Below are 25,685 nucleotides of genomic sequence, written 5' to 3'. Positions count from 1 at the left end.
CGGGGACAGCGTCCGTCGTCGTGGACCTCAAGTTCGGTGCCGCTGACCGAGTTGACCACACCGGGCGGGAATCCCACCTCGGTCGCCAACCGGACGAGTTCCAGCGCCGCGAGCGGGCACTGCGGCGGCGGCTTGATGATCACGGTGTTACCGGTGATCAGCGCGGGCCCGCCCATCGTCGAGATGTTGACGAGCGCCGCGTTGTAGGCGCCGAAGACGGCGACCACACCGAGCGGCTTCCGCGTCGCGACACCGGAGAGCAGCTCGCCGCCCATGGCGACGCGCGGGGGAAACTTTCATCGAGGTCGAGCGTGGCCCGGTCCGCCGACGCATGAAATGCCGTGATCGCGACGTCGAGCGTCTTGCCCGCGGACCCCTGCTCGACGCCGCCCATCTCGGCGCCGAGCAAGGGCACCAGACGGTCGCGTTCCTCGTCGAGGCGCTGTGCCAGGGCGCGCAGGAGCTCGGCGCGCCGGGTCTTGGGGGTCGCCACCCAGTCCGCGGCGGCGGCGCCGGCGCTCTGGATCACCGCCCGTACGTCGTCCAGGGTCGCCTCGGGCGCGTGCCCGGCGACGCCTTCGGTGGACGGGTGATCACCGCGTACTCGCCGCCCCCGCCGGGCAGGTCCTTGCCTCCGGCGTGCATCGGGACGATCACGGCCGCGGGCGTGGTGTCAAGTGCGGTCACAGCTCGACCTCCTGGGCGTCCCCGTCGTGGAGTTTCACACCAGCGCGCAGTTCCTGGAGGCTGAAGATGATGGTGGAGTCCTGGAACCGTGGCCGCGGCCCACCATCTCCACCGCCGACTGCTCGACCAGGTTGATGATGGGCAGAGGCACGTTGAGGTCACGCCCCAGCGTGGTGGCGAGCGCGACGTCCTTGCGGCCCAGGTCGAGGGCGAAGCCGGCCGGGTCGTAGCGGTGCTTGAACGCGACCTCGGCAGCATGAACGTCAAAAAGAGGCCCTGGCCGTAGGCACCTTCGCGGAGCACCTTGAGTAGTGTCCGGTGGTCGATGCCCGCCTTGGCGCCGAGGCTGAGCACTTCGGAGAGCAGGCCGAGGGTCGACAGGCCCACCGCGTTGTTGGCTATCTTGGCGACACACCCGGCGCTGACAGGGCCGACGTGGAAGATCTCGCGCGCCAGGTGCTCGAGGACGGGGCGCACCCGTGCGAGTTCGTCGTCCTCCGCACCGACGAAGAAGGTCAGCGTTCCCTCCCGGGAGTGCTATGTGCCACCGCTCACCGGGGTGTCGATCGCGGATGCGTCGCGCGCCTCGAACGCCTCGCGGACCTTACGGATCGTCAGCGGCGAGCTGGTGCTGAGGTCGGCGTAGAGTGCGCCGGGTCTGATGCCCTCAAGTATGCCGCCGGGACCGAGCGCGACGGCCTCGACCTGCGGTGGGCCGGGCAGGGAGCTGAGCACCAGCTCGCTCTGCGACGCGACCTCGGCCGGGCCGCGGGCGAGACTCTCGCTGGATAAGCTTTTCTACGGCCCCCGTCGACCAGTTGCCCGCGTCGCAGTGCGGGGCCGCGGCAGGGCGTTCACCGGCGGGGTCGCCAGCCCGCTGAAGTCGATCCGGACGGGACAAGTAGGCCATCTATGCGCTACTGAGTGACTGCGGGTGGCGATCCCGGGGCAGCTGCCGCACAGACCATGAACCCGCCAGGCGTGACCTGGCGGGTTCATGGTCCGACACCACGGATGCGGAGCGGGGCCCCGCTGAAGCGTTCCGAGGTCCGGAGAGGCTCTGATCACCGGCCATCGTCCGGTGGTTCAGCCGACCGCCTCTTCCGCCGGGGCGCCTCGAGGGGCGTCTCCAGGCGCCCACCGCTACGCGGAAGGCGGAACGTCCGCGGTGTTCACGTTGTTGACGCTCCCGACGGCAGTTGATGTCGTATGCGAAACAAGACCAGCTCCGCCGGGGGCAAAGACATCTGGTAGGCCCCGGGCAGCGCCGTCTCGTCCACGCCGTGCTCGCGCTGCGGCACCACACCGGTCGGGCTCCCTGACGGCATGGTAGGTGTCCTCTTCCATGGGTTCGCAGTGATTACGTCTATAGAGTTGCTTCAGCCTCGCGATCACCTTGGACTCGTTCCCCTTGTCCTGCCGACAACTTGTATGCCGCCGTCAGCATCCGGAAGAAGAGCCGCCCACCTCCCTCGCGCGCAGATTGGACCGTTCCTGTCTTCGGCGATGACCACGGGGACCTCCGCTCGCGAGCAGCAGCGCGGGCGGCTGGATGAGGAGAGGCGTGCGGTTGATCCACTTGTTGAACCAGGACTGCGAGACCTCAAGGGCCCGGCAGGAACAAGCTCGACGGCGCGGAAAGCGAGCGCACCGACAGCGTCTGGGCGATCGCGTGCGGGATGCCGAACACGGTCCGCTGGGACGCGCTGAACTCCGCGATACTCACCGATTCATCGCGCCCTTCACCCACAGGACCATCGAGCGCTTGAGGACATCACGCTCCATCAGCAGTTCTGCGCGCTCATTGTCCCACTGCTCCTTCTGCGCCCCGCAGCCGGGCCGGTTCCTCCCGCTCCGACTCGCTCCTTCTGATCCACGGCCGCGACGACCGCGTCGTCTCCTACGAGACCTCGCTGTTCCTGCTGGCGAACATCCCGGACAGCCGCCTGGTGGTGCTCAACCACTGCGGCCACTGGGCGATGGTCGAGCATGCCGACGAGTTCAACCGGCTGGTCACGACTTCGTCGCCAACAACTGAGCCACGGGCCGACCGGCCGGGGATGGTCTGTACGACACCGCCGCGCCGGCGGCGCCGTGCAGGCCCTCCTCGTCTGTCAGCGGCCCTCCTCGGCGAGGTCCTGCTCCAGGGCGTGTGCCGCCGCGTTCAGGGTGGCGACCAGGGACCGCAGGCGGTGCGGGTCGTAGCGCACGCTGGGCAGCGACACCGACAGACCGGCCAGCGCGGCGCCGTCCCGGTCACGCACCGGTACGCCGACAGCGACCAGACCGCGTTCGGACTGCCTCTTGTTGACGGCGAATCCGTTGCGCCGCAGCCGCCGCAGCTCAGACCGCAGTTGGTCGGGATCCGGGCGCTCGGCCGGACGCTCCCGGTACCGCTCGGCTGCGTACACCTCGTCCAGGTCCTCGTCGGAGAGGCCGGCGAGCAGCAGCAGGCCCGCCGTGGTGCGGTGGGCCGGGAACACCATGCCCTCGCGTGAGCCGACCCGCAGTGCCTGCCGGCACTCGACGCTGGCGATGAACCGCACTGTGTCCCCGGTGCGCACGAACAGGTTCGCGGTCTCGTCCAGCAGGTCGACGACCCGGTGCAGATGCGGGAGGGCCGCTGCCCGCAGCCGGTCGACCAGTGACTGGGAGTGCGAGGCGAGTTCAAGGACCGGGCCCGCGCGGTAGACGCGGGCCTCGCCCTGGACGGCGAAGTCCCGGTACACCAGCATCGCCAGGATCCGGTGCGCGGTCGACCTCGCGACGCCCAGCCGCTCGGCGATCTGCGACACGCTCGCGCCGCCCTCCATCTGCAGGATGGCTGCGGCCCGCAGCGCGTGGTCCACGCTGGCGATGGGGTAGGGCGGCGGGGTCTTGAGCGGCTTGTCCATGAAACGGCGCACGCTGTGGCTTGTGACTCACTCCTCCCTCGCCCATGACATCGCCTCGGGCTCCCCGGTGCGGCTGCAGGCCGTCGCCGCGGAGGGGCAGCCCGAGGTCACCCCGGCTCTCGAAGAGCTGTACCGGGGCTTCGAGAACGAGCTGCTCGTACCACTGTGGACCGAGATCGGCGACCTCATGCCGGCCCACCCGCGCTCGCGCGCCGTACCGCACATGTGGCGCTGGCAGCGGCTGCGCGAGCTGGCCGCCCAGGCCGGCGACATCGTCCCGGTCGGCCGCGGCGGCGAGCGCCGCGCCATCGCGCTGGCCAACCCGTCCCTCGGCGGACGGCCCTTCGCCACCCCCACGCTGTGGGCGGCCATCCAGTACCTGATGCCCGGCGAGGACGCCCCCGAGCACCGCCACACCCAGCACGCCTTCCGGTTCGTCGTCGAGGGCTCGGGCGTGTGGACGGTCGTCGGCGGCGACCCGGTGCCGATGAACCGCGGCGACTTCCTCCCGCAGGCCGGCTGGAACTGGCACGCCCACCACAACGCCACCGCCGAGCCGATGGCCTGGATCGACGGCCTGGACATCCCCTTCCAGTACGTCACCGAGGCGCAGTTCTTCGAGTTCGGCCGCGAGGAGATCAGCGACGCCGAGCGGATCACGCCGGAGCGTTCGCGCTCCGAGCGCCTGTGGGGCCACCCGGGCCTGCGTCCGCTGTCGGCCGTCCCGGCCACGCCGGGCAGCCCGCTGCTGTCCTACAAGTGGGAGTACACCAACGCCGCCCTGGCCGACCAGCTCCTGCTGGAGAAGGAGGGCTTCGGCGGCACCGTCGAGCCCGGCCACGCCGCGGTGCGCTACTCCAACCCGCACGACGGCTCCGACGTCCTGCCGACCATCCGCGCCGACTTCCACCGCATCGTCCGCGGCGCCGAGACCGCGCCGGTGCGCGAGACCGGCTCGTCGGTCTACCAGGTCTTCGACGGCTCCGGCGTGGTGACCGTCGGCAACAAGTCCTGGACGGTGAGTCGCGGCGACCTGTTCGTCGTCCCGTCCTGGGAACCGTTCTCCGCCAGGTCTGAGAGGGCGTGTAGATCTTGAACGCGTGGCTTCCCGTTCGGTGGGTCGTTGCTCTGGTATGAGCGAGTTGGAAGGGCAACGGGCTGTGCTGGCAGCCAAGTTCGAGGCGATCCTGCCGCATCTGGACGAACGGCAGCGTCGTCTGCTGATAGGGGCGGAGGCTCGGTCGCTCGGCCACGGCGGCATCAGGGCGGTGGCCCGTGCCGCAGGTGTTCGTGAGGCCACTGTGTCGCTCGGGGTGCGGGAACTCGACTCCGGAGAGGCTCCGTTGGGGCGGGTCCGCAGGGCCGGCGGCGGCCGCAAGCGCGTCGTCGACCTGAACCCGGCCCTTCGGGCGGCGCTTCTCGCTCTGGTCGAGCCCGATGTCCGCGGGGATCCGACGTCGCCGTTGCGTTGGACCACCAAGTCCACCCGGAAACTCGCAGCGGAGTTGACCCGGCAGGGCCACAGGATCTGTGCGGATACGGTGGGCGACCTGCTGCGAGAGGAGGGCTTCAGCCTGCAGAGCAACGCCAAGACTCTGGAGGGCAAGCAGCACCCCGACCGGGACGCGCAGTTCCACTACCTCAATGAGCAGGCCCGCAACCATCAGGACGGCGGGGCTCCTGTGATCAGTGTGGACACGAAGAAGAAGGAACTGGTCGGCCCTTTCAAGAACAGCGGCCGTGAATGGGAGCCGAGAGGCGAGCCGGTGCGGGTCGACACCCACGACTTCCCCGACCGTGAGCTGGGCCGGGCAGTGCCCTACGGCATCTACGACGTCGCCGCAAACACCGGCTGGGTCAACGTGGGCACCGACCACGACACCGCCGGGTTCGCCGTCGAGTCGATCCGCCGCTGGTGGAACGGCGCCGGGCAGGCTGCCTATCCGATGGCCAGCCGGCTGCTGATCACCGCCGACGCGGGCGGCTCCAACGGCTACCGCACCCGCACCTGGAAGACCGAGCTCGCCCAGTTCGCAGCCGAGTCCGGCCTGGCGATCACTGTCTGCCACCTGCCTCCCGGAACTTCGAAGTGGAACCGGATCGAGCACCGGCTGTTCTCCCACATCACCATGAACTGGCGCGGCAGGCCCCTGACCAGCCACGAAGTCATCGTCCAGAGCATCGCCGCGACCACCACCAAGACCGGCCTGACGGTGCACGCCGAACTCGACACCGCTCAGTACCCCACCGGCATCCAGGTCAGCGACGACGAGATCGCCGCCCTGCCGATCACACGGCACCGCTTCCACGGCGACTGGAACTACACCCTCCACCCCCAGCAGCCGCTGGACGCAACACCGACGAACAACACGCCGGACCAGGCCCCCGCGAACACATCACATCAACTCGCGCCACGTTTACTGCAGGACCCGGAACTCACCGGTATGACCCGCCAACAGCTCAGCGCACTCATCGACACACTGACTCCCGCGCTCGAGGTCCAACGCGAGCAAGTGCTCCGCACGCGTCGCGGTCACGAGCGACTGGTCGCCCCCGGCACAGGCGCCAAGGCCAAACTCACCCCAGCCGACCGGGTCCTGGCCACCGTGCTCCACCTGCGCAAACTCGCCACCATGGACCTCCTCGGCCAACTTTTCGGCGTCACCGCCATGACCATCAGCCGCGCGAAACAGGAAGTCCGTCCGCTCCTGGAAGCGCACGGCCACGACATCTCTGCCTCCACCGCTCGCTTCCGCACACCATCCGATATCGCGACGTTCCTCGCGTCCAAGCCCACCTGAAGCAAGATCAAGAAAACGTGTTAAAGATCTGCACGCCCTAAAGCGACTGCTCCCGGAACTGCCGCGGAGGCAGCCCGTAGCGTTCCTTGAACGCGCGGCTGAAGTGGCTCGCCTGCTTGAACCCGAGCCGCAGCGCGAGTGATTCCATGGTGCCGGTGAGCGGCGCCCGCTGGGTCAGGATCGCGTGTGCCCTGGTGAGACGCTCCTCCATGAGCAGCCGCACCGGCGAGGTCCCCTCAGCGTGGAAGAGAAGGTAGAGATAGCGCTCGGAGATCCCGATCTCGTGGGCGATGACAGCAGGAGTCAACGACGCGTCGGAGTGACGCTTCCGGATGCACTCGCGAGCGCGGGCTCGGTGCAGGTCCTGGTACTCGTCCCCGTCTGCATTGCTCCCAGACTGCCAGCGCAACGCCGCAGTCAGTACGTCCAGTGCATTGTCCAGCAGCGGCGCAGTCACCTCGGCCTCGACGTCCGCCACCCGCTCGGCCAGCGACTGGAGCAACCCCGATGCAAGCGCTCCGATGCCGTTCAGGCCGCCGATGCTGAGCGCCGTGACGCCCTCGACATTTCGCAGCCTTCGCGTGAGGAGGTCTCGCGGAAAGCGCGCCACGACCTGCTTCGAGTCCTGCCGGAACGCCACCCGGTAGGGCCGCGCGCTGTCATACAGGACCAGCTGACCGGGTTGAGTGAGCTCGGCGACCCTGTCTGCCTGCGAGTAGACGATGTCACCTTGAACAAGAAGACTCACGAACAGGTAGTCGCCGCCCGTGCGACGGATGAGCCCTGTCGACCGCTCGACCTGGTGCGGCCGCGCCGCAACGGTGCACAGGCGGGACTCGCCGATCTGGCCGCCTACGATCTGGCCCTCGAAGCCGCGGCCATCGTCCGCAGCCTGCGTGGGATTGAGGTCCACGAAGGTGTCAGAGATCGCCTCGCGCCAGAACTCGAAACGTTGAGCCGCGCTGACGTCCCGGGTCGTCTTCTGCACCGTGAGCACGGCCGCCCCCTTTCGACAGCTCGCCTCTTGTAACGCGCGTCTGAAGTGGCACCCAAAATATCTGCGGCTGACCACTTTTGCACTAGTGCTGCGAGCCCCCTCACATCCAGCGACTCCCTCATGACTCTCGCGGTCCGCCGCCCCGTCGAGGACCCGCTCCTGCGCTCGGCGATGCATATCCGATCGAGCCTCGTCGTCTCGAACAACGCGGTCGCCGTCCACCAGGACCGCTTGCACGCCCTCACCCAGCCCGGCCATGTGCCGGCCTTCTACGACCTGGAGCGGATCACCAGCACGGCGGTGGACCTGCGGGTCGCGGAGGCCGAGAACCGCATCGCCCTGCAGGCGATCAGCCACGTGATCGAGGCCCGCGACGCCGCCGTGACCGCGGACCGGGCACCAGCACTCCCACTGGCCCAGGCCGCTGTCGCCCGCTCCGCGCACGCACCTCGTGCCCTGGGCCAACCCCCGACCGGTCCGCCCCGTCGGCCACAGTCGGCCCGTCGGTGGCCGCGACCGGGCCACGCCGCTAACCGGTTACTCCGCGTCTTCGTCACGGTGGGCTTCCCCGAACCGGGAGCACACCACGCGGGCCAGCTCCTCCACCATCAGCCCAACGCGCCGCCCGTCCGCGATCCGGCGCTCCACCACGGCTTCCCCGTCAGGGTGCTTCTCGGCCTGGGTGTCCACGGCCCACTGGCCGTCGGCCACCATCGCGATGTCCCCCAACCGTCCATGGCTGCCCTGCGCCGCGGATCTTGCGCTCCAGCCCGGCACCGACCCAATGTCTACTCGACTCCACCACGCCTGCTGCCCCTTCGGCTCTGTGCGGCCGAGCGCCGCAACCGAGTTGCGACAACCGGCCGCGCCGATCCATTCCCCGGCCCGCCGGTCTCTCACCTTCGGCGGCCAGTTCTCCCACGGCAGACACCACCTTCCCGGAAACGACTACGTACTTCGGCGCACCGCATGTCAACGTACGGATGTCGGGAAAACCGCAGGTCAACGAAGGGACTGTCCACTCGTGAACGCCTCCAGCAGCCTCCTGCCCGCTGTCATCCGCCCCGCCGTGGAGGAACGCGCCTGGCTCTCCAGCGACCACTGCGCGGGCCCAGTGCTCGAACTGCTCGGGGCACTCGGCTGGGCAATCGTCGACACCCCGGAGGCCAACGTGCACTGCACCAGCCCGGACGGCCGCGTCTACGTCGGCTGGCTCCCCGAGGACACCGCCGCCTGGAAGCGCGGCATCGTCTGGCAGGTCCGGGTCATCCCCGCCAACGCCGAGCCCTGGCTCCAGGAGTTCGGCCTCTACACCCCCTCCGAGGCCGTGGCCGGTTTCCTCGCCGCGCTCATCGCCGGCCCCAGCCGCACCGCCCCGCAGCCGGTCTCCCTCCGGACCACCGCACGCACCACCCCGCCGCCGGTCGGCTCGCGTGCCGGGCTGCCCGGCCCCGACCAAATCGAGAGGAACACCCCTTGGCCCACCGCGCGCCGCTGACCAACCACCACGCCGACGGCACCGACTGCCCGGCCGAGCACAAGCACACCACCTCCGACAAGCCGCTCCACCCCGACTGCCCCGGCCGCGCCTACACCCAGGCCATCTGCTCGTGCGGCGACTGGCAGATGAAGAACCCCGGCAAGAGCTACGTCAACGAGTCCCGCAGGCGACACCTCGCCAGCCAGCCCAAGCCGACCCCGACCGGCCCGAAGGTCTTGCGCAACCTGCTCCGCCTCGAGTCCGCTGACGCTCCACCACCACACATGCTTCACCCGCCCATCTCGCTCCCGGAGGTTTCCGTGCCCCACCACCTGACCGTCGGCCACCTGCTCCGCCAACTTCAGAACCTCGACCCCAACCTGCCGATCCGCCTGGCCGTCAACCCCGACTGGCCCTTCGCGCACTACCTCGGCACCGACGTCGTCGTGGGCGACGGCGCGGCGTTCATCGCCGAGGACGGACAGGAGGGCTACCTCCCGGCAACTGTCCGCGACGCCCTCGCCTGGGCCTGACCCCCGTACCGACCCGTCCAGGAGGCCCCGATCTCACCGAGACCCCACCCTTTCGCCGCCCGCCCGCTGCACGCCCTCGCCGTGCGGCCCATGCCGTCGGGAGTGAGCGGCGCACTGGTCCAGCGCGTCTCCGCCCTCCCGGGGGGACCGCTCGACGTCTCCTGGCTCCCGGCGGGCGCCCCCAGGCTCCCGCTCGGCCGTATCCGCCTGCACTGGGAGCCCGCCTCCCGAGCGGGCTGGGACGTCACCGCCCACCTCGGCCTGGCGACCACCGAGGTCCTCCTCGCCTCCTGGCCCGCCGCCCCCGACAACTGGCCGCGCCTGGTCCACCCCACCCTCCACGAGGTGACCGGCCTGTGCGCCGCCCTCGCGGTCGCCACCGTCGCCTTGGACCTCTCCAACCGCCTCGCCGAGGTCTGATCGCAACAGCAGAAGGCCGCCCTGCGCCGTCCGGCAGGGGCGGCCTTGCCGTACGCCCGCCCATCCGTATGTTGCGTACGCTCATCACCGACGAACGAGGGGGACACGATGGCCGACGACCAGCAGCTCTGGGGGGATCCGGAGGTCGCCGCCCACCTGGGCATCAGCGTCCGGACCGCCCGCAGCCGCAAGAGCTGGCTGGAACACCGCACGGTCCCACGTCGGACGCATACTCCAGCATGCTACGCAAACTGTGTTCGTTGCTGGTGCTAGGAGCAGAATCGTGCTGCCCTGAACCGACAGCACGTATTCCTGACGTGTCGTATGACGCGGGCCCGATGGTCAGCCGCTTTCCACGCCAGCGGTGCGAGGTCCCGCGAGATCTTGGACAGATTGGCTCCAGAAGGCACCAGGGCAAACAAATGGCTTGACACCGCGCAGCTGCGCTGGCCTCTTGCCGTCCTCAGCCTGCGCCACGTGTACGGCCCCCGCTTCGCCTCGGTCCAACGGCGGACGAAGGTAAGCTCCTGCCGATCAATCATGTTGACGGAAGGCGGAGTTCACGTGGCAGCGGCGCGCCGACGACTCGGAACGGTCTTCGTCCACGGGCTCTTCTCCTCCAGTGCGGTTTGGGCTCCCTTCCAGGAGCTGCTGGCTTCGGACCCTGATCTCAACGCCGTCGAGACCCTGTCGTTCTCGTACACGTCCCGGCCAGCCTCGTTCAGTCCGCTACGCCGCATCCCGTCGTTCGACGACGTGGCTGACAACCTGCGGGGCTTCCTGGAGGTGGATGCACGGGACTTCGACAACCTGGTGCTGGTCTCCCACAGTCAGGGTGGCCTGGTTGTCCAGCGCTACCTCGCCAGAATGCTCGGCGAAGGCCGGGGCTCCGAACTGGCCAGGATCCGGCGCGTGGTGCTGTTCGCCTGTCCCAACCTCGGCTCCGAACTGGCGCTCACCCTACGCCGCGCGGTCTGGTGGGGTCGGCACCCGCAGGAGCATCAACTGCGACCAATCACCGCTGCCGTAACCGAAGCGCAGCGGGCGGTCGTGACCCGCATCGACCACGCGAAAGCGGTTGCTCCCGACACGTGCCCGATCGCCATCACAGCGTACGCTGGCGATGCAGACAACATCGTCAAGCCGGCCTCGGCCCGAAGTGTCTTCCGGGACGTCGGCGTGCTCCCCGGCGACCACTTCACCATCGTCCGGCCGGACTCACTGGAGCACCGCTCGTACACGGCGCTTAAGCGACTTCTGCTCACTGACCCCGACACCTGGCACCAGTCGGCTGCCACCGACAGTGAACCCGATGACGGCACCGCCGTCGGCGGACCTCGGCCCACGCCGGGCGTCCCGATGAACAATCCCCTGGTTACCGGCACCACCGGCCGAGTCGGAAAGCAGAGCACCGGTGCCGATCTGGACCCGGCAGTGAGCGGCCTACGCCGGGTGACGGAGTGGAACGCGCGCATGCTCGGCGTCAAGCCAGCGATCGAGGCGCAGGGAGCCCGGGGAGACCTACCGCTCTACGTGCCGCGCGACCACGACCGCGAACTGCGACGTGCCGTAAGGGAGATGGCGACGACCGGAGGGCTGATCGTGCTCCTCGGCGAGCCGTCCACGGGCAAGAGCCGTTCGGCTTACGAGGCCGTCATCGCCGAACTGCCCGACTGGTGGCTGCTGCGCCCGCAAGACGCCCCGGAGTTGGAAGAGCTGGTCGACCTCGGTGCGGGCCGAGCGGTGGTGTGGCTGGACGACCTCAGGCACTTCGTCGACGCCCAGCCGACGCTGTCCACGGCGACCCTGCTGCGGCTGCTCGATCCTCGGGAACCGAAGGTGATCGTCGGCGCGCTGTGGCCAGAGTCCTACGACCGCCATACTGGGGCAGCGGAAGCGACCGATGCCGCCCCCAGCAGGACGTCGACCGAGGCCCGCGAGGTCCTCCAACTCGCCAGGATCGTAGACGTGGTCGGCGAGCTGAGCGAGTCCGAGCAAGCAGCCGCCGAAGCGGCTGCGGGCAGGGATCCGCGAATCGCTGCGGCGCTGGCAGGCTCCGACTTCGGCCTTTTCCAGACCCTGGCCGGTGCACCCGCCCTGGTCCGTCGGTGGCGTAGCGGCGATGTCTACGGCAGGGCACTGATGAATGCGGCGATCGACGCTGTCCGGCTCGGGGGACCGGAAATCCTGACTGTCGACTACCTACGCGCGGCAGCACCTGGCTATCTCACGTCGGCCCAGTGGGCCAGAGCGACACCCCAGTGGCTGGACAGCGCGCTCGACTACTGCACCACGATGGTGAACGGCGCGACCGCGGCTCTCTCGCCGACAGCCGGTGATCAACCCGGCAGCGTCGTCGGTTACACCATCGCCGACTACCTGCTGCGTACCGGTGAGCGGCACCGGCGCTTTCTCCCGGTCCCGGCCGAGGCGTGGCAGGCCATGCGCGACACAGTTACGGACACCCGGATCCTGACCGAGCTCGGGTGGAGCGCCGAGTGGCGACTGCTGTACGAGCTGGCGCACGACTTCTACCGGGCAGCTGGCCCGGATGGTGTGGTTCGCCGAGCACAACTGCTCAAGAGGCAGGGATTGACCGCCGATGCTCGGCAGCTCCTCGAACCGCAGGCCGTGGAGGGACAGACTCAGGCGATCGACGCCCTGGTGGCTTGGGCCCGATCGGACCTCGACGATCCGGAGCAGTTGACCGCCGAGCTCGTCCGGTACGCGCCCGTCCATCAGAGCGCGGCCGTAGAACTGGCCAGAGCACTAAACAAGGCCGGACGCTCTGAAGAGAGCCTTGCCCATTGGTCAGCGCTGGCCGAACAGGGCTATCTGCCCGCCACCGATTTCGCTGCGGATTGCCTGCTGAGCCTCGACCGCCGTGCTGAGGCCGTCGAGTTGCTCCGTGCCCAGGCGCGAACCGACCACGCCAGACGATTGCTGGTGGACCTGCTCCTGGAGGACGGCTCGGCGGCGGGCGCGGCCGAGGCCGAGGCGCGGTTGCGGCGCTGGCTGGCGGAGGGAACGGCGCTTGGCCGACTCGCGGATCTACTGCGGGACCAGGGGCGCACAAATGAGCTGGAGGAGATGGCCGATGAGGACGCCGACAGGGCAAGGGACGTCGTAGTTGACCTCTGGGTGGCACAGAGTGCCCGTGATCCCAAGGTGGCCGAGCACGCTGTCGAACGTTGCCGACGATGGAGCCAAGACGAGCACAGCATTTGGCGGATGATCAATCTGCTGAACCGACTCGACCGCACGAATGAGGCGATCGAAGTAGCAGTCGCCTTCGAGCACGAGCACGGCGGCAACGACGATCTCAATGCCTTGATCACCTCAATGCTGCTGGAACAGGGTCGCGCCGACGAGCTGTTGGCCCGTGCCGACGCAGGCGACCGTCATGCCCAACGGATCGTCGCCAAAAGACTGTTGGAGGAGGGACGGATCGCCGAGCTGGAGCAACGGGCCGCATACGGCGAGGGGGTAGCGTGTGGCATCCTCAGCGACTGGCTGGAGGAGCAGGGGAGAGTGCCGGACGCCGTGGCGTTGTGGCGCCGCCGGGCGGACTCGGCACCCGGCGGCTCCCGCTACCCGTTGATCGAGATGCTTGAGAAACATGGCCTGGACGACGAGCTGCTGGAGCTGTTGGAGGCGGAGCCCGGGCCGCTGGGGAAACGCAACGGTCGGCGGCTGGCAGCGCTGTTGGTGAAGAAGGGCCGAATCGCCGAGCTGAGGGACCGGGCTGCTGCGGGCGACGAGTACGCCGACACCGAGCTGATCGCCCATCTGTTGAGGCATGGCAAGTACGAGGAGACATGCCGACGCGCCGCAGCAGGCAGCGGGGCGGCCACTCGTCTGTTGTTCTCCTGGCCAGAAGGCGGGCAGCAGGTCACGCCCGGCCTTGAAAGGTACGGTCTGCGTCTGGACGGCACGGTCGCAGTCCCTTCCGCCCCGGAAGACTAATCCCGAGTGGCGCCCTACGGCTGCTTCGTAGCTGGTCAGCGCCCCCGTTTGAGGCACGGCCTCTCGAACCCGGCCGAACCGCATCTCGACCCTCTGCGCTGTTGATGTCGAATTGTTAAATTTGATTCAATTCCACCTGTTAGTCCAAGTAGGTACCGGCGAAGGCACCGTCGAAGCCGAGTGCGATCAGGCCCTGCTCGACGCTGGGGTAAGTCATCCCGTCCGGGATGGCGATCATGGCGTCGAAGTCGGCGCGGCTGATCTCGGGCTCGAGCCACTGGTTGCTGCAGCGGCAGCGGACCCAGACATTGCGGCCGTGGTTGATGAGCAGCCAGTCGCGCCGGGCCCGGCAGGCCGAGCACATCACGGGGATCCCGCGCATGGACAGCTCCGGCGGGTGGCTGAGGCAGCGCGTCGCACCGGGTCCACTGGGCGGCTGTGTCTCGTACTGGAGTTGCGGCAGCGGATCGTTTCCGGCGGGGACCGCAGGCAGGACGGGGGGCGGCTCTACGTGGTGGTCGGTCGTTCTGAGCACGAGCGTCATCTCCCGGTCGAGGGCCTTCTCTTCATCCGTAAAAGCGGGTGGAGCCTGTTGTCCAGGGGTTTCGTGCAATCCGGCAGGCCGGTGGCGGGCCCGCCGGACTGCTGGTCAGCGGCGCGGCGGGCGGCTGTGCGGGTCCGGTGCGGCGGGCCTTGGCGAGGCCGGGGGCGCGGTCCGGACGCCGATCCGGTTGGCCGGAGGCGTGGCGCGGCCGGTGCTGGCCTGCGGGCGTCGAATAGCTTCGCCCGGGTGGGCTGGGAGCTGGGCGAGGCGGCACAGTCGCCAGACCAGGACGTCGTTCACGTTGTCGGCCGTGTCGAGTTCGCGCATCGCCATGGCCTCCTGCAGGAGGGCCTTCGGGTCGTGGCCTGCCTGCTCGGCCTGAGCCAGGGTGGCGGCCAAGGCGTCGTTCTTCGTGCTCGTGCCGGGTCGGGTGCGGTTCTCGGGCAGGGCGGCGCGGATGGTGGTCTCGTAGGCGCGGCGCTGGGCTTCGGGCAAGGCTCGGCCCTGGTCGCGCAGGGCCTGCATGGGTGCGGCAGCGGCCTGGCGGTAGGCGGCGCGAAGGTGCTCGGCGGTCTGACGGGAGGCTTCGGCCTGCTGGGCGTGACCGCGTGCGGAGTGCCAGCGTGCTGCGGCCAGAGCCGCCAGGACCAGGGTGGAGACGAGCATGGCGGTGGTTCCGCCGTCTTCTCCTCGGCCGAGCGCACCGCCGGCCTGGATGATCCCCCGGGCCGCCGAGCGGATCGCCCGGGTGTCAGCGCGTTCGGCCCGGACGTGGCTGCGGGTGGCTCGTTCGAAGGAGCGAGCGGCGGCGCTAAGTTCGGCACGGGTGGCGGCCGGAGAGGTCTGGGCGACCGCGTCCAGAAGTTCGCCCACTCCTACAAGTTGGGCTGCGGCATCGTCATCGTCGCTGTCCAGGAGGATCGCGGCGCGCTCGGCGACCCCTGTGGCGGTGCGTCGCCCCCGTGCTGGCGGCGACCAGTCCGATGGGCCACTGTCGGCCTCCCGCATCATGACCGCGTCGGGAGTTCCGTCGGCAAGGCGGCGCTGGACCTTCGGATAGGAAAGGTCGGGGGCCAGGGTCGAGCCCGCGAACCAGACCGGCTCGCGGTCACGGTTGCGGTCCCCGGGCAACGCGACCGTGTAGCCGAGGACGTCACCGGAGGGGGCGTGCCGGAGCTTGACACGCAGGCCCGCCTCACGAAGGCGGGTGAAGAACTCGGCTTCGCTGGCGGCTCCGGCGACGGCCTGGCGGACGGCTTCGCGCAGCGTCTCGCGCGGTGTCTCCAGTCGGCCGCTCCGCTCGGCTTTGAAGCGCTCGGCGCTGGTGGGCGTCCGGGCTCCGGTGCCGTCGCCGGGCTTGAGCCGGCGCAGGCTCATCTCCTGTTCGATGCGGCGGCATTCGGCCTGGGCCTTCTTGAAGTCGTAGTTCATCCTTGGGCGGCGCAGGTCGCCGCGGACCATTGTGGCCAGGATGTGGATGTGGTCGTCTGCGTGGCGCACCGCGACCCATCGACAGCCGTCCGGATCGCCCTCGGGGGCGAGGTTGACGGCGTGGACCAGGCGGCGGGCCACGGTGTTCCACTCCTCGTCGGTCAAGGTGCGGTCGCCGGGATCGGTACGCACCGAGCAGTGCCAGACGTGCTCGGCCGGCGCCTTGTCGCCTGCCTGCTTGACCCGCAGGTCCAGGGCAGCAGCGAGCCGGGCCAGGGTGACCTTGGGGTCGGGGTCGGGGCTGGTGTCACGGCCGGGGTCGGGGGCGAAGCCGTCCCAACTGCCGACGAGGTGAGGGTCGGTGTGCTCGTCGCGCTTGCCGGGTCCGTACAGGTAGACGAGCAGGCCATGGGTGCGCGAGCCGCGTCGGATCTTGGGGACCATCAGAGGCGCTTCTTCACGAGGGTGTCGGCCGCGTCGTCTACGCGGGCCAGGACGCGGGTCAAGGTCGTGAGGGCGTGGTCGAGTTCGCCGGGGCGGGGCTGCCCTCCAGCGTTGTAGACGAAGGCGATCTGGTTGATGTTGTTGCCGACACGGGAGATGGCGGTGCGCAGGGCGGCCAGCTCGTCAATGGCGGCGTCGAGCTGTTCGTTGGTGTGCGCGGTGGTCGAACCGCGGGCGATGGCAAGGCCGGCGGCGGCGAGGAAACGGGCGACGGTGACGGCGCGCTGCTTGGCGGCGGCGGTGATCTCGGTCTTCTCGGTGTCGGACAGGCGGGTGGTCGTCTTGTGGGTGCGCTGGCTCGGGTTGCGGGCGCGTCGGCGCGGCTTGCGGTCGGGGAACGCAGGTTGGCTCGGGCTCTGCTGCTCGCACGGGGCGCGGTCGTCTGCTTCTCCTCCTACGACGGGCGCCCCCTGGTGCCGGGAGTCCGGCTGGTCACCGTGCACCCTCGCTCGGGGACCAGCCGGACTTCCCCCGCCCCCCTGGGCGGGGGCAAGTGCATGCGATGGGCCGTAGGACCGTCGTATGCGACAACTTGCTCCGCCGGGAGCCGTCGTGGGGTCACGCTGCTGTCCGGACGTGGTGGCTGCCGGGTCGTTGGCGGTCACTGGCTCGTCTCCGGGTCGTGCTGGTGGATGTCGCGGACGACTTCCTCGATCCAGTCCATGGCGAGGACCGGGTGGTGGAGGGTCCAGGGGCAGCTGTGTGGGCGTCGTTGCACGGTCCAGGTGTTGTCGGGGCCGGATTCGGCGCGGTGGAGGTGGCCGCGCTGGTGCAGGACGGTCAGCCAGGTGTCCACCTCGGCGGGTGTGGCGGGGTTCGTGCGCATGACGGTGCTCTCCGGTTCGCGGGAGGAGGTCGTAGGGCTGGGTGTCCGGGGCAGGTGACCGGCCGAGGTGTCCGGCTGGTCACCCGCTCCCATGGGGTGTGCGGTCAGCTCCGGGGGTTGGTGACCGACTGTCCGTGCTGCTGGCGGAGCTGGGCCATCAGGGCGGTCAGCGTGTCGCTGGACAGCGGGATCTGCTGACCGCGGATCGCTTGAGCGACCACCTTGCGGGTCAGTTTGTCCTCGGCCCTGACCGCTGACCGGGCGATCTCCAGCAGTTCCTCGGTGTCCGGGTCAGGTCGCCGGCCACCGGTTGCCCGGGTGGCGCGGTCAGTGACCGGGGGCGGAGTGACCGGCCGGTCAGCGACCCGTGGGAGGTTGTCCGGGTGACCGGTGACCGACTCGGTGACGGCCTGTCGGTCACCGACCGCCGGGGTGGTGTCCGGCTGTCCGCCCAGGTCAGCAGGCTTGGGCTCCCGGTCATGGTGACCGCTGTCCTGGCTGCTGCTGTCCCCTGGGGCACTGTCCCCGGTCAGTGTCCGGGCATCCGGGGTCTTCTTGTCCAGGGACAGGCGGGGCCGGTCGGTCAGGGCGGTGACCGCCTGTCCGGCGCTGACCTGACCGGGCTGCGGCTGCTGCCGACCGGCTCGGTCAGTCCGAGTGACCAGGACAAGCTCGGACTGACCTGGGTGACCGGCCTGGCCGAGGTCATCGCGGTCACTTCGGTCGCTTCGGTCACTGTCCTTGACCGGCCCCCGGGCGATGAGGATGTACAGGTGCACCGCTCCGGCCAGGGCCAGCGGGGCGATGGTGGACAGCACCGCGACCACCGTGTCTCCGAGCCGCAGCCCGGTGGCCGAGGTGTTCTCCGCGTTGAGCCTGACCGCGTGCAGCGCATTGGCCCAGATGCTGGCAGCGGTGGCCGTGCCGAAGAGTGTCCAGACGTAGAACCGGGCGCGCAGCGGTGCGTCACGCAGGACCAGCAGAGCGCGGATGCCGTACGCGATGAACCCGTCGATTACCAAGGGGAAGAGGTAGGTCAGCAGCCCCCGGACATGGATGGCGACGGCCATCTGCTGCAGGGCGTCGTAGGACAAGGCGCATCCCGCACCGCCAAGGGCGATGACGACCGCGCGGTCCCACCCGGTGACAGGCGCCGTGCTCGGCGCGCTCGCGATGCTCACGCCGCCGTCCCGAGGTCGTCGCGGCCCAGGTGCTTGCCGTCGGTCTCGGGGGATGGGGTGGTCATCGTGGTCTGCTCCAGGTCTCGGTTGCGCAAGGCCCGGCGGGTCTCGCGGTACAGCTTCTGGGCGTGCTCCTCGGTGACCTTCAGGAGCCAGGCCAGGCGCTGTTCGGTGAGGCCGTGGCGGTAGGCGGCGCGGACGACCGCGCGGCGCTCGACCTTGGTGAGGTGGACGTCGCGCCCGGCGACGGTGGCGTTGACGCGGCTGTAGTCGAGACGGCTGGCGAGCTTCTCGTGCAGCGGCGCACGCTCCTCCTCCGTCATTCCTCCACGGATCCCGTGGGTGTCGCCGCCTTCCAGGGCGGCGTCCAGGCAGGTGCGGCGGACCGGGCACTGGCCGCACAGCGACTTCGCTGCGGTGATCTTGGCGGTCTCGTCGGGCTCGGGGAAGAAGATTTCGGGGTCGACCGGGTTGTACTCGGTGCTTTGGCAGACAGCCTGGTCCTGCCAGGTGTGGTCGCCGAGCGACCGGTGGCGGGCAGGGCTCAACGTCGTGGGGGTCATGCTGGTTGCTCCGATCGCGCTCCGCGCGCCGTGGGCGTTGGCGGAGTAGTGCGCTGGGTCGGGAAGTGGGGTGGCGCGCTGGCGGCGCGGCTGGCGTGGTGGCCTGCGGCAGGTCAGACCACGTGGGGCTGGCGTCTGCGGTCGACGGGCTCGAAGGTGACCCGGGTGGTCATCTCGGCGAGCCGGGAGGCGACGCGGTCGCCCAGTTGGTCGCGGAGGTCGCGCATGGCGAGGTTGGTGGTGACCAGCGTCGGGAGCATCAGGTTGTACCGGCGGTTGATCAGCCGGTACGTGATCTCCTCGACCCACTCGGAGGCCTTGGCCGCACCGAGGTCGTCCAGGATCAGCAGCGGGTAGCGGCTGACCGTCTCCAGCTCGCGCTCAGTGTCGTGGCCGGGGCGGGGGCGCAGGTCCGCATACAGGTCGGCGGCCGTGGTGGCCCGCCACCGGAGGACCAGGCCCGCTTCGGCCAGGGCCCGGACCGCGCCGTATGCCTGGTGGGTCTTGCCCGCGCCGGTGACGCCCGCCATGAGCAGGCTGGGTCCGGTGGTGATCTGGCGTCGCGCGCCGGGGTTCGGTGCCTCGGATCGGGCGATCACGTCGCGGGTCCAGGCCAGCACGTCAGGGTGGTCGGCCCGGGCGGTCCAGTAGCGCGGGGGCAGCCGGGCTTCCAGCAGGGCCAGCGGGGTGTACGGCTCGGCGTCAGCCGGGGCGTCGGGGAGGTTCTGCGGGTTCATGCCGCGGGCGGCAAGGATCCGCTGCAGTCGCTGGAGGGCTCCTGCGCCGAGGAGTTCGGGCTCGCGGCTCATCACAGCTCCTCGGCGTACGCGGCGGCCGCGTCTGCCGGGTTGGTCCACGCCCGGTGGGCCGTGCCGGTCCGGGATGCGGCCTGGACGGCGGGGACTCGGGCGTTCATGGCGTCGTTCACGAGGCTCGGCAGCCGGGAGGGATGGCCCTGGATCTCGGCGTAGCGGGCAAGGCCGGCGCGAACGTGCTCCACGTCGATGCCTTCGGCGAGCAGCTTCTTCAGCAGGCGCCCGAGGTGTCCGAGGACGTCACCGGGTGGGCGTTGGACGCAGGAGGTCACGTACTCGGCGAGGAGATCCGCGGCCGTGGTGGCGCCGGGCGCTGTGCGCCCCGTAGGAGAAGAAGATCCAGGATCCAAGATCCTAGATCCGGACGTCGAGGCCTCGTCGAGCTCTCGGTGAGTCTTCGATGAGACCTCATCGAATAGGCCCTGACCTACAGTTTCCTTGCCCTGGCCGCTGGCCGCCTCCCTGTCGACAGGCTGCACGTTCCCGGGGGCGGGCGGCGCTGTGGTGCGGTTGCTGGGCAGACCCGGGAGTGGTGCGGGACCCGGGTCGAGGGCTCGTCGACGGTTCGACGAGGTTTCGGCGAGGCCTCCCTGGGGGTTCGCGTCGACCTCGGCGCAGGCTCCCTTACAGGGGCCGCACCGCCTGTCGCTGTGATGAGCGACGCACACCGGGAGGCGTGACTGGCTGGGCCTGTCGATCTTCTGGTGCTCGTACCAGCCGGTGATGTGCAGGTACCGCTTGCCGTCGCAGCCGGTGTACCGGCAGATCAGGCCGGCGTCGGCGAGCTGCTGGAGGTCTTCCTCCACGTGGACGGGGGTGTGCTCGGCACGCAGCGGCCAGAGGAGGCCGGCGATGATCGCTGGGTTGTCCCGGTGCCTGCCGTGGTCGTCGGCCTGGGTGAACAGGCCGATGTAGGTGACGACCGCGGTAACCGAGCAGGCCGCAACCCGTTCGTTGACGAACAGGTCCGGCTTGACCGTCCGAATGCGGGCCATCAGGAAGTGCCTCCGATCGCGCAGCCGCGTAGATCCGCGCGGATGGGCGGGAAGCTTCGGCCTTGGCCGGGGAGGCCGGGCCTTTCTCGTAGGGCTAGCAACATGCAAGACTCTCCGGTGAGGTGTCGTCCCGTAGTGCCCATACCGAGGCTCGGGACGGCATTGATGTGGTCGAGGCCCTTGCCGGGGCCATTGATCAAAATCGTTCGGTGCCCGGGAGTTGCCGCTCCTGGGCATCGGCGTTTCATGCGCGAGTGACAGGCCGCCTCACGCTGCGTACGGCGGGGACCATCCCGCTCCTCTCGCTACTGCTCCAGTGGCTCCGACCAGGGCTTCCAGGTCGGCACAACATTATTCTGTGATCCACAAGCATGAACATACGCTTTACTGTTGCCCTCCTGTCAACAGCAGAGTGCTGCAAGCACCCCCCTCCAGATCCGTCACAGCAATGAAGTACCGTGATCCGGCAGAAGGGATAGGAGTGCGATGCCCAGACAGACCGATCCGCTGTCACCGGACGACGGCGACCGTGTGGGGCGTGACCTTGCCGCGCAGGTACGTCGGCGGCTGAACGCGCTGTTCGAGAGCCGGCTCGATCCGGACACCGGGGAGCCGTACACGCACGCGAAGGTCTCGCGTGTCATCGCGGAGTCCGGCTGGCGCAAGGTCTCCCCCAGCACGATCGGACAGACGCGCTCGGGAGAGAACGACAACCCCACCATCAAGACGCTCGACTCACTGGCCCGCTTCTTCCGCGTCAACATCAACTACTTCCTCGACGAGAAGACCGCGGAGCAGGAACAAGAGGTCGTACAGGGCCTGGCCCTCCTCGACCGGTTCAAGTCGGAAGGCGTGCGCAGCATCGCGTTCCGGGCCAAGGACCTGTCTCCGGACGGTTTGCGGGTCATCGAGGCGGTCCTCGACCAGGTCCGCAAGGCGGAGGGGCTGGAGGCCCGCAAGGACGACAACGACATCTGAGTCGTCCGTCCTGAGGGGCCGAAGCATGGGGTCGGAACGACGGGACCCCACTGCGCCCCAGACGAAAGTGATCACGTGCGCGAGCCGCGCGACGCCCGGTGATACCCCCGGCAGCGGCACCGCAGTCAGCAAGGAAACACCCTGAGCATGTACGGATGGATACCGTCCCAGCGAAAGCGGGACGCGCGGCGCCATGCGCGCCAACGAGAGGAGCGGCTCCGCGCGCAGTGCCTGAGCAATCTGGCCGGAGTACGCATACCCGACCCGTTCAGCCTGGACGAGTTCTGCACTGAGCTGTCCAAAGCCCGCGGACGTGACCTGTTCGTCCAAGCGCTTCCGGAACTGGGCGGTACGGACGTGCCGTGCGGGTTGTGGATCGCATCAGAATCCAGCGACTTCATCTTCCACGCAGCCGCGGTCAGCGAGCACCACCGCCAGCAGGTCATCCGTCACGAACTCGGCCACCTCCTGCTCGAACACGACAGCAGCGGCGGTTTCAGCGACCTCCTGGCGGCACTGCCGCAGGACATCGACAAGGAAGCTGTGGCGTCCGCCTTCGGACGTACCGCCTACAGCACGCAGATGGAGCAGGACGCCGAGCTCATCGCGACCATGCTTCCGGAGATCTTCCCCGACCTTCTCGACGCCCAGCGTGCCACCAGTCCGGATGCCATCCCCTCCCGGATCGACGCCGCCCTCACCCACCCCCGCAGGAACCGCTCGTGATGCACATCCTCGTGGCGGTCCTGCTGTGGGCCGTCTTCTTCTGGCGCATGCCCTCCCTGCGGCACAGCGCCAAGCAACGCACCCTCTGCGTCGCCTTCGCCGCCCTCGCTCTGGCCATGACCTTCGAGATCCCACAGGTCGCGGACTGGGTCGACGCCACCACGGGCCTGGCGAACTTCGCCTACCTGGCCAAGCACCTGATCGGAGCCGTTTCGGCCTCCGCGGTCCTCAGCTTCGTCGTCGCCATCGTCAAACCTGAAGGGTTCTTCGGCCGCACCCGCCTCGTCGTGCAGACCGTCAGTTACACGGCGATGGTGGTCACCTTCCTGCTCGCCCCAGACCGCCCAGGCTACGAGCAGTACTTGGAGTCCAACGCCGACTCACCCTGGGCGATTACCCACGTGGCTGTCTTCACCGTCTACATCGGCCTGTCCATGACCGCCGCAACCTGGCTCTTCCTCTACGCGGCACGCCACGCGCGCGACGGATGGGTCCGTGCCGGCCACGCCTTCCTCGGACTCGGCTGCGGACTAGGCATCGGCTATTCCCTCGTACGTCTTTGCTACATCGGCGCCTGCCTTGGAACTCCTCCCGTGGACGCCACAGCCGACTGGCACGAAAGCGTGTGCGATCTCCTGAAGATGGCAGCGATCGTGTGCATCGCGCTGGGCAGCTGCCTGGCGCCCATCTCCGTCGCCACCCGCACCGCCCGCCAATGGCGAGCCCTCCGTGACCTCGCACCCCTGTGGCAGGGCCTCACCACTGCGGCACCCCACGTCGTCCTGCAGAGCGAACTCCCCCGACGCCGCGTGGAACGCCGGCTGAGGCGACGCGTCGTCGAAATCGAGGACGCCATCCTCGCGCTGTCCGAGCGAGTACCCGCGTCGCTCCAAGACGAGGCACACGAACACGCCCGCCGGCTTACTCCGGACCCGACAGCACGGGGCACCAGGGCCGAAGCCGCGTGGCTCGCCACCGCCGCAGCTCTCGCCCCCACCAAGGCCCACCGCGGCAACCACCCCGAACCCACCGTCGACCACGCCAGCTTCCACGTCGAACTTGACTGGCTGCGCCGCGTCAGTGCCGCCTACAACACCCCCGAAACCCGCGCCTTCGCCACCCAGGCGGCCGCGCGGCTCGACCTCGCGAAGGCGACGACCACCGCATGAGCACCTCCCCTACGACTGCTGTCCGGCCGGCGGCCACCGACGCCGCCTCTGCCCCCCTGGCCGCCGATCTCCACCAGGCGCGTCCGGTCGCACACGCCATCAGCGAGTGGCTCCACCCCAAGACGTGGATCGTCCTCGTCAGTCTCCTCACCGGCTGGCACGCCCAGCACTACGCTGGCCTCGGCTGGAGCCTGATCACCATCCTCTTCGCCGCCGTCATCCCGATGATCTTCATAGATTCCGGCATCCGCCGTGGCCGCTGGGCCGATCGCAACGTCGGCGCCCGCAACGCCCGCCTCCTCGTCATGGCCGTCATCATCACGTCCGTCCTCATTGGCATCGCGCTCATCGCCCTCTTCGACGGCCCAACCAGCCTGATCGCCCTGACGATCACGATGATGGCCACCCTGGCCTTCCTCGCGGTGATAACCGTCGCCTGGAAGATCTCGGTCCATCAGGCCGTCTCAGCCGGCGCAGTCGCCATCGCCGCACTCCTCTACGGCCCCTGGATGCTCCTCGGCTTCATACCCGTTGCCGTCGTCGGCTGGTCCCGCATCGCACTGCGTGACCACACTCCGGCGCAGGTCGCCGCGGGGACGATCGTGGGGGCGGCGGTAGCAGGGGCGGTGTTCTCGGGGCTGGCGTAGTCCGGCGGCGCCTTCCATGGTGGCCTGTCGATCGTGTACATCGCGTATGGCGTGAAGCCCGATCGCTGGGCGGACACTCACTTCAAAATGCGCTCACGGTGGAGGCGGCGGTGCTGAGGTCGCGATGACCGGCTCATGCTGGGCCCGTGACAGGCGAAACCTCAGAGGTGGCGCGGAACGCTGCCGCCGCTGGGTCAACAGGGCGCCGGCCCTGGCGAGATCCTCGGGTGTGTCGACAGACAGCCCTTCATCCGCGACCCGGAGCATCCGTACGCGGTAGCCGTGCTCGACGAACCGCAGCATCTCCACCCCTTCGGCTCGCTCCAGCGGGCCTTGCGGGAGCTGCCGGAAGCGGCTGAGAGCCTCGCCCTTGAAGCCGTAGAGACCGAGTTGGCGCAGGTAATTCGGGCGGTCTCCCCGCGGGTAGGGAATCGGCTGGCGGGAGAACATCAGCGCGTTGCCCTCGGCTCCGACAACGGCCTTGACGACGTTGTGGTCCAGAACGGCGGGCGCGTCGTCCAGCTCGGTGTACGCGTTCACCGCGAAGGTTCCGGACGGCAGGCGCTCCAGTTCCTCGGATACGGCGTCGATCGCTGCAGGGGCGATGAAGGGTTCGTCACCCTGAACGTTGATGTACGCGTCCGCGCGGAGGCGTTCCGCGCACTCCGCCACGCGGTCGGTACCGGTGAGATGCTCTCCGGTGCGCAGACACGCGATGCCGAGCCGACGGCACGTCTGCTCGATGCGCTCGTCGTCGGTGGCGACCACGACGTCGTCGAGGCGTTGCGCCTCCAGGCAGCGCTGATGAACGTGCCAGAGGAGCGGCCTGCCTCCAAGCGAGGCCAAGGGCTTCCCGGGGAATCTGGAAGCACCCCAGCGGCACGGAATGACGGCTATGCGGCGGTGCACGGTGCTCTGCTGCGAGGCGGTGGTGGCCACAGCGTTCTCCCGTCGGCGAGTCTCAGGAACTTGGAGGGCTGGTGAGGAACGCCAGCTTGGAGCGGACGGTAGGCGAGGCAGCGTTCTCGAAGGACCGCCACTCGTAGCCGCTGACCTCTTCGGCTTGGAGGATCACTGCCTGCGGAGTCACCAGGCGGAAGGCCCAGCGGAAGTCCACGTGCTGGTGGGCCGGTTCGCCTTTGGCGGGGTTGGCCGCGATGTCGTGCACGTCGATGTCGAGGGGAACGGTCCCGAACCCCGAGAAGGGGGCGACGGCCTCGCGGGGAATGCCCGCTTCCTCGTTCAGTTCGCGCAGAGCCGCATCGGAAAGTCCTTGGTCACCCTGCTCGTTGTGCCCGCCGGGCGCGAGGAATTTACCCGTTGCGTTGTGCCGGATGTGGAGCACTTGGTGGTCGTCGTTGATGACGATGGCGCTGCAGGTGACGTGTGCAGGGAACCTCCTGCGGCTGGTGGGGTCGTCTTGGCCGGCGAGGACGTCGAACAGCGGGGCCAGGGTGTTGTACTCGTCCGGATGCCGGGTGAGGTAGGCGTGCACGCTGTCGCGGATGTGGTCGCGGGGGATCGGCAT

Annotated in this window: 25 protein-coding genes and 3 pseudogenes; 10 read left to right on the top strand and 18 right to left on the bottom strand. The window is 69.2% G+C overall.

What is annotated here, in order from left to right; all coding sequences use genetic code 11:
- Nucleotides 1–89: 89 nt before the first annotated feature.
- The 6 genes and pseudogenes from ACFY16_RS25955 to ACFY16_RS25930 all read right to left on the bottom strand — a co-directional run.
- Nucleotides 90–191: pseudogene (locus tag ACFY16_RS25955) on the bottom strand (aldehyde dehydrogenase family protein); the annotation flags it as partial.
- Nucleotides 158–547 carry an aldehyde dehydrogenase family protein gene (locus ACFY16_RS25950; RefSeq protein ID WP_390649728.1) on the bottom strand — a complete coding sequence of 130 codons (390 nt, stop codon included), beginning with the start codon at nucleotides 545–547 and terminating at the stop codon, nucleotides 158–160. The gene ACFY16_RS25950 and the pseudogene ACFY16_RS25955, both read right to left, overlap by 34 nt.
- Entirely contained in the window at nucleotides 526–687 is a 162-nt protein-coding gene (locus ACFY16_RS25945; protein WP_390649581.1) for a hypothetical protein, read from the bottom strand. Before ACFY16_RS25945 ends, ACFY16_RS25950 begins: the two co-directional genes overlap by 22 nt.
- Before the next feature lie 537 nt (nucleotides 688–1,224).
- Nucleotides 1,225–1,449, bottom strand: a pseudogene (locus ACFY16_RS25940) (NAD(P)-binding domain-containing protein); the annotation flags it as partial.
- Nucleotides 1,450–2,290: 841 nt separating this feature from the next.
- Nucleotides 2,291–2,413 carry a hypothetical protein gene (locus tag ACFY16_RS25935; RefSeq protein ID WP_390649580.1) on the bottom strand — a complete coding sequence of 41 codons (123 nt, stop codon included), beginning with the start codon at nucleotides 2,411–2,413 and terminating at the stop codon, nucleotides 2,291–2,293.
- 388 nt (nucleotides 2,414–2,801) lie between these two features.
- Nucleotides 2,802–3,581, bottom strand: a complete 780-nt coding sequence (locus ACFY16_RS25930) for an IclR family transcriptional regulator (protein ID WP_390649579.1) — start codon at nucleotides 3,579–3,581, stop codon at nucleotides 2,802–2,804.
- A 22-nt stretch (nucleotides 3,582–3,603) separates the two neighbouring features.
- Between ACFY16_RS25930 and ACFY16_RS25925 the strand changes: the two are divergent.
- Nucleotides 3,604–4,659, top strand: a pseudogene (locus ACFY16_RS25925) (cupin domain-containing protein); the annotation flags it as partial.
- 55 nt (nucleotides 4,660–4,714) lie between these two features.
- On the top strand, nucleotides 4,715–6,382 hold the full coding sequence (locus tag ACFY16_RS25920; RefSeq protein WP_390649578.1) for an ISAzo13 family transposase: 1,668 nt from the start codon (nucleotides 4,715–4,717) through the stop codon (nucleotides 6,380–6,382).
- Nucleotides 6,383–6,419: 37 nt separating this feature from the next.
- Here the strand turns inward: ACFY16_RS25920 and ACFY16_RS25915 are convergent, their stop codons facing one another.
- Both ACFY16_RS25915 and ACFY16_RS25910 read right to left on the bottom strand, forming a co-directional pair.
- Nucleotides 6,420–7,379, bottom strand: coding sequence for a helix-turn-helix domain-containing protein (locus tag ACFY16_RS25915; protein ID WP_390649577.1), 960 nt, complete (start codon nucleotides 7,377–7,379; stop codon nucleotides 6,420–6,422).
- Nucleotides 7,380–7,916: 537 nt separating this feature from the next.
- A complete protein-coding gene (locus tag ACFY16_RS25910; protein ID WP_390649576.1) occupies nucleotides 7,917–8,108 on the bottom strand; it encodes a hypothetical protein in 192 nt (63 codons plus the stop codon).
- Between the two features lie 295 nt (nucleotides 8,109–8,403).
- Here ACFY16_RS25910 and ACFY16_RS25905 point away from each other — a divergent pair, with 295 nt between their 5' ends.
- The 4 genes from ACFY16_RS25905 (at nucleotide 8,404) to ACFY16_RS25890 (ending at nucleotide 13,778) form a co-directional block, all read left to right on the top strand.
- Nucleotides 8,404–8,877, top strand: coding sequence for a DUF317 domain-containing protein (locus tag ACFY16_RS25905; RefSeq protein WP_390649575.1), 474 nt, complete (start codon nucleotides 8,404–8,406; stop codon nucleotides 8,875–8,877).
- Nucleotides 8,856–9,392, top strand: a complete 537-nt coding sequence (locus tag ACFY16_RS25900; RefSeq protein WP_390649574.1) for a hypothetical protein — start codon at nucleotides 8,856–8,858, stop codon at nucleotides 9,390–9,392. The genes ACFY16_RS25905 and ACFY16_RS25900 overlap by 22 nt, the downstream gene beginning before the upstream one ends.
- A 102-nt stretch (nucleotides 9,393–9,494) precedes the next feature.
- The gene (locus ACFY16_RS25895; RefSeq protein ID WP_390649573.1) at nucleotides 9,495–9,812 is read left to right on the top strand and encodes an esterase; all 318 of its coding nucleotides are present in this window, start codon (nucleotides 9,495–9,497) and stop codon (nucleotides 9,810–9,812) included.
- Nucleotides 9,813–10,376: 564 nt separating this feature from the next.
- Entirely contained in the window at nucleotides 10,377–13,778 is a 3,402-nt protein-coding gene (locus ACFY16_RS25890; protein WP_390649572.1) for a hypothetical protein, read from the top strand.
- Between the two features lie 139 nt (nucleotides 13,779–13,917).
- On the opposite strand, the gene ACFY16_RS25885 is transcribed toward ACFY16_RS25890, so the two are convergent.
- The 8 genes from ACFY16_RS25885 to ACFY16_RS25850 form a co-directional block, all read right to left on the bottom strand.
- Nucleotides 13,918–14,322, bottom strand: a complete 405-nt coding sequence (locus ACFY16_RS25885; protein ID WP_390649571.1) for a hypothetical protein — start codon at nucleotides 14,320–14,322, stop codon at nucleotides 13,918–13,920.
- 105 nt (nucleotides 14,323–14,427) lie between these two features.
- Nucleotides 14,428–16,197, bottom strand: a complete 1,770-nt coding sequence (locus ACFY16_RS25880; protein WP_390649570.1) for a relaxase/mobilization nuclease domain-containing protein — start codon at nucleotides 16,195–16,197, stop codon at nucleotides 14,428–14,430.
- Nucleotides 16,197–16,700 carry a plasmid mobilization protein gene (locus tag ACFY16_RS25875; RefSeq protein WP_390649569.1) on the bottom strand — a complete coding sequence of 168 codons (504 nt, stop codon included), beginning with the start codon at nucleotides 16,698–16,700 and terminating at the stop codon, nucleotides 16,197–16,199. The genes ACFY16_RS25880 and ACFY16_RS25875 overlap by 1 nt, the downstream gene beginning before the upstream one ends.
- Before the next feature lie 158 nt (nucleotides 16,701–16,858).
- The gene (locus ACFY16_RS25870) at nucleotides 16,859–17,083 is read right to left on the bottom strand and encodes a hypothetical protein (protein WP_390649568.1); all 225 of its coding nucleotides are present in this window, start codon (nucleotides 17,081–17,083) and stop codon (nucleotides 16,859–16,861) included.
- Between the two features lie 104 nt (nucleotides 17,084–17,187).
- Complete coding sequence (locus ACFY16_RS25865) at nucleotides 17,188–18,264, bottom strand: DUF2637 domain-containing protein (protein WP_390649567.1); 1,077 nt, start codon at nucleotides 18,262–18,264, stop codon at nucleotides 17,188–17,190.
- Nucleotides 18,261–18,827: a WhiB family transcriptional regulator gene (locus ACFY16_RS25860; protein ID WP_390649566.1), complete on the bottom strand. Its 567-nt coding sequence runs from the start codon at nucleotides 18,825–18,827 to the stop codon at nucleotides 18,261–18,263. Before ACFY16_RS25860 ends, ACFY16_RS25865 begins: the two co-directional genes overlap by 4 nt.
- 113 nt (nucleotides 18,828–18,940) lie before the next feature.
- On the bottom strand, nucleotides 18,941–19,636 hold the full coding sequence (locus ACFY16_RS25855) for an ATP-binding protein (protein ID WP_390649565.1): 696 nt from the start codon (nucleotides 19,634–19,636) through the stop codon (nucleotides 18,941–18,943).
- A complete protein-coding gene (locus tag ACFY16_RS25850; protein ID WP_390649564.1) occupies nucleotides 19,636–20,637 on the bottom strand; it encodes a hypothetical protein in 1,002 nt (333 codons plus the stop codon). The genes ACFY16_RS25855 and ACFY16_RS25850 overlap by 1 nt, the downstream gene beginning before the upstream one ends.
- A gap of 486 nt (nucleotides 20,638–21,123) precedes the next feature.
- Between ACFY16_RS25850 and ACFY16_RS25845 the strand changes: the two genes are divergently transcribed.
- From ACFY16_RS25845 to ACFY16_RS25830, 4 genes are all read left to right on the top strand, one after another.
- Nucleotides 21,124–21,615, top strand: a complete 492-nt coding sequence (locus ACFY16_RS25845) for a hypothetical protein (RefSeq protein ID WP_390649563.1) — start codon at nucleotides 21,124–21,126, stop codon at nucleotides 21,613–21,615.
- Between the two features lie 147 nt (nucleotides 21,616–21,762).
- Nucleotides 21,763–22,341, top strand: a complete 579-nt coding sequence (locus ACFY16_RS25840) for a secondary metabolite protein (protein WP_390649562.1) — start codon at nucleotides 21,763–21,765, stop codon at nucleotides 22,339–22,341.
- Complete coding sequence (locus ACFY16_RS25835; RefSeq protein WP_390649727.1) at nucleotides 22,341–23,510, top strand: MAB_1171c family putative transporter; 1,170 nt, start codon at nucleotides 22,341–22,343, stop codon at nucleotides 23,508–23,510. The genes ACFY16_RS25840 and ACFY16_RS25835 overlap by 1 nt, the downstream gene beginning before the upstream one ends.
- Complete coding sequence (locus ACFY16_RS25830) at nucleotides 23,507–24,157, top strand: hypothetical protein (RefSeq protein ID WP_390649561.1); 651 nt, start codon at nucleotides 23,507–23,509, stop codon at nucleotides 24,155–24,157. Before ACFY16_RS25835 ends, ACFY16_RS25830 begins: the two co-directional genes overlap by 4 nt.
- Nucleotides 24,158–24,250: 93 nt before the next feature.
- On the opposite strand, the gene ACFY16_RS25825 is transcribed toward ACFY16_RS25830, so the two are convergent.
- Together ACFY16_RS25825 and ACFY16_RS25820 are read right to left on the bottom strand one after the other, a co-directional pair.
- On the bottom strand, nucleotides 24,251–25,096 hold the full coding sequence (locus tag ACFY16_RS25825; protein WP_390649560.1) for a 3-deoxy-manno-octulosonate cytidylyltransferase: 846 nt from the start codon (nucleotides 25,094–25,096) through the stop codon (nucleotides 24,251–24,253).
- Between the two features lie 22 nt (nucleotides 25,097–25,118).
- Nucleotides 25,119–25,685: an NUDIX hydrolase gene (locus ACFY16_RS25820; protein WP_390649559.1), complete on the bottom strand. Its 567-nt coding sequence runs from the start codon at nucleotides 25,683–25,685 to the stop codon at nucleotides 25,119–25,121.

The organism is Streptomyces sp. NPDC001315, from assembly GCF_042896175.1.
Classification (GTDB): domain Bacteria; phylum Actinomycetota; class Actinomycetes; order Streptomycetales; family Streptomycetaceae; genus Streptomyces.
Note: the sequence above shows the minus strand (reverse complement) of the source record. Positions and strands in the feature narration are given on the sequence as shown.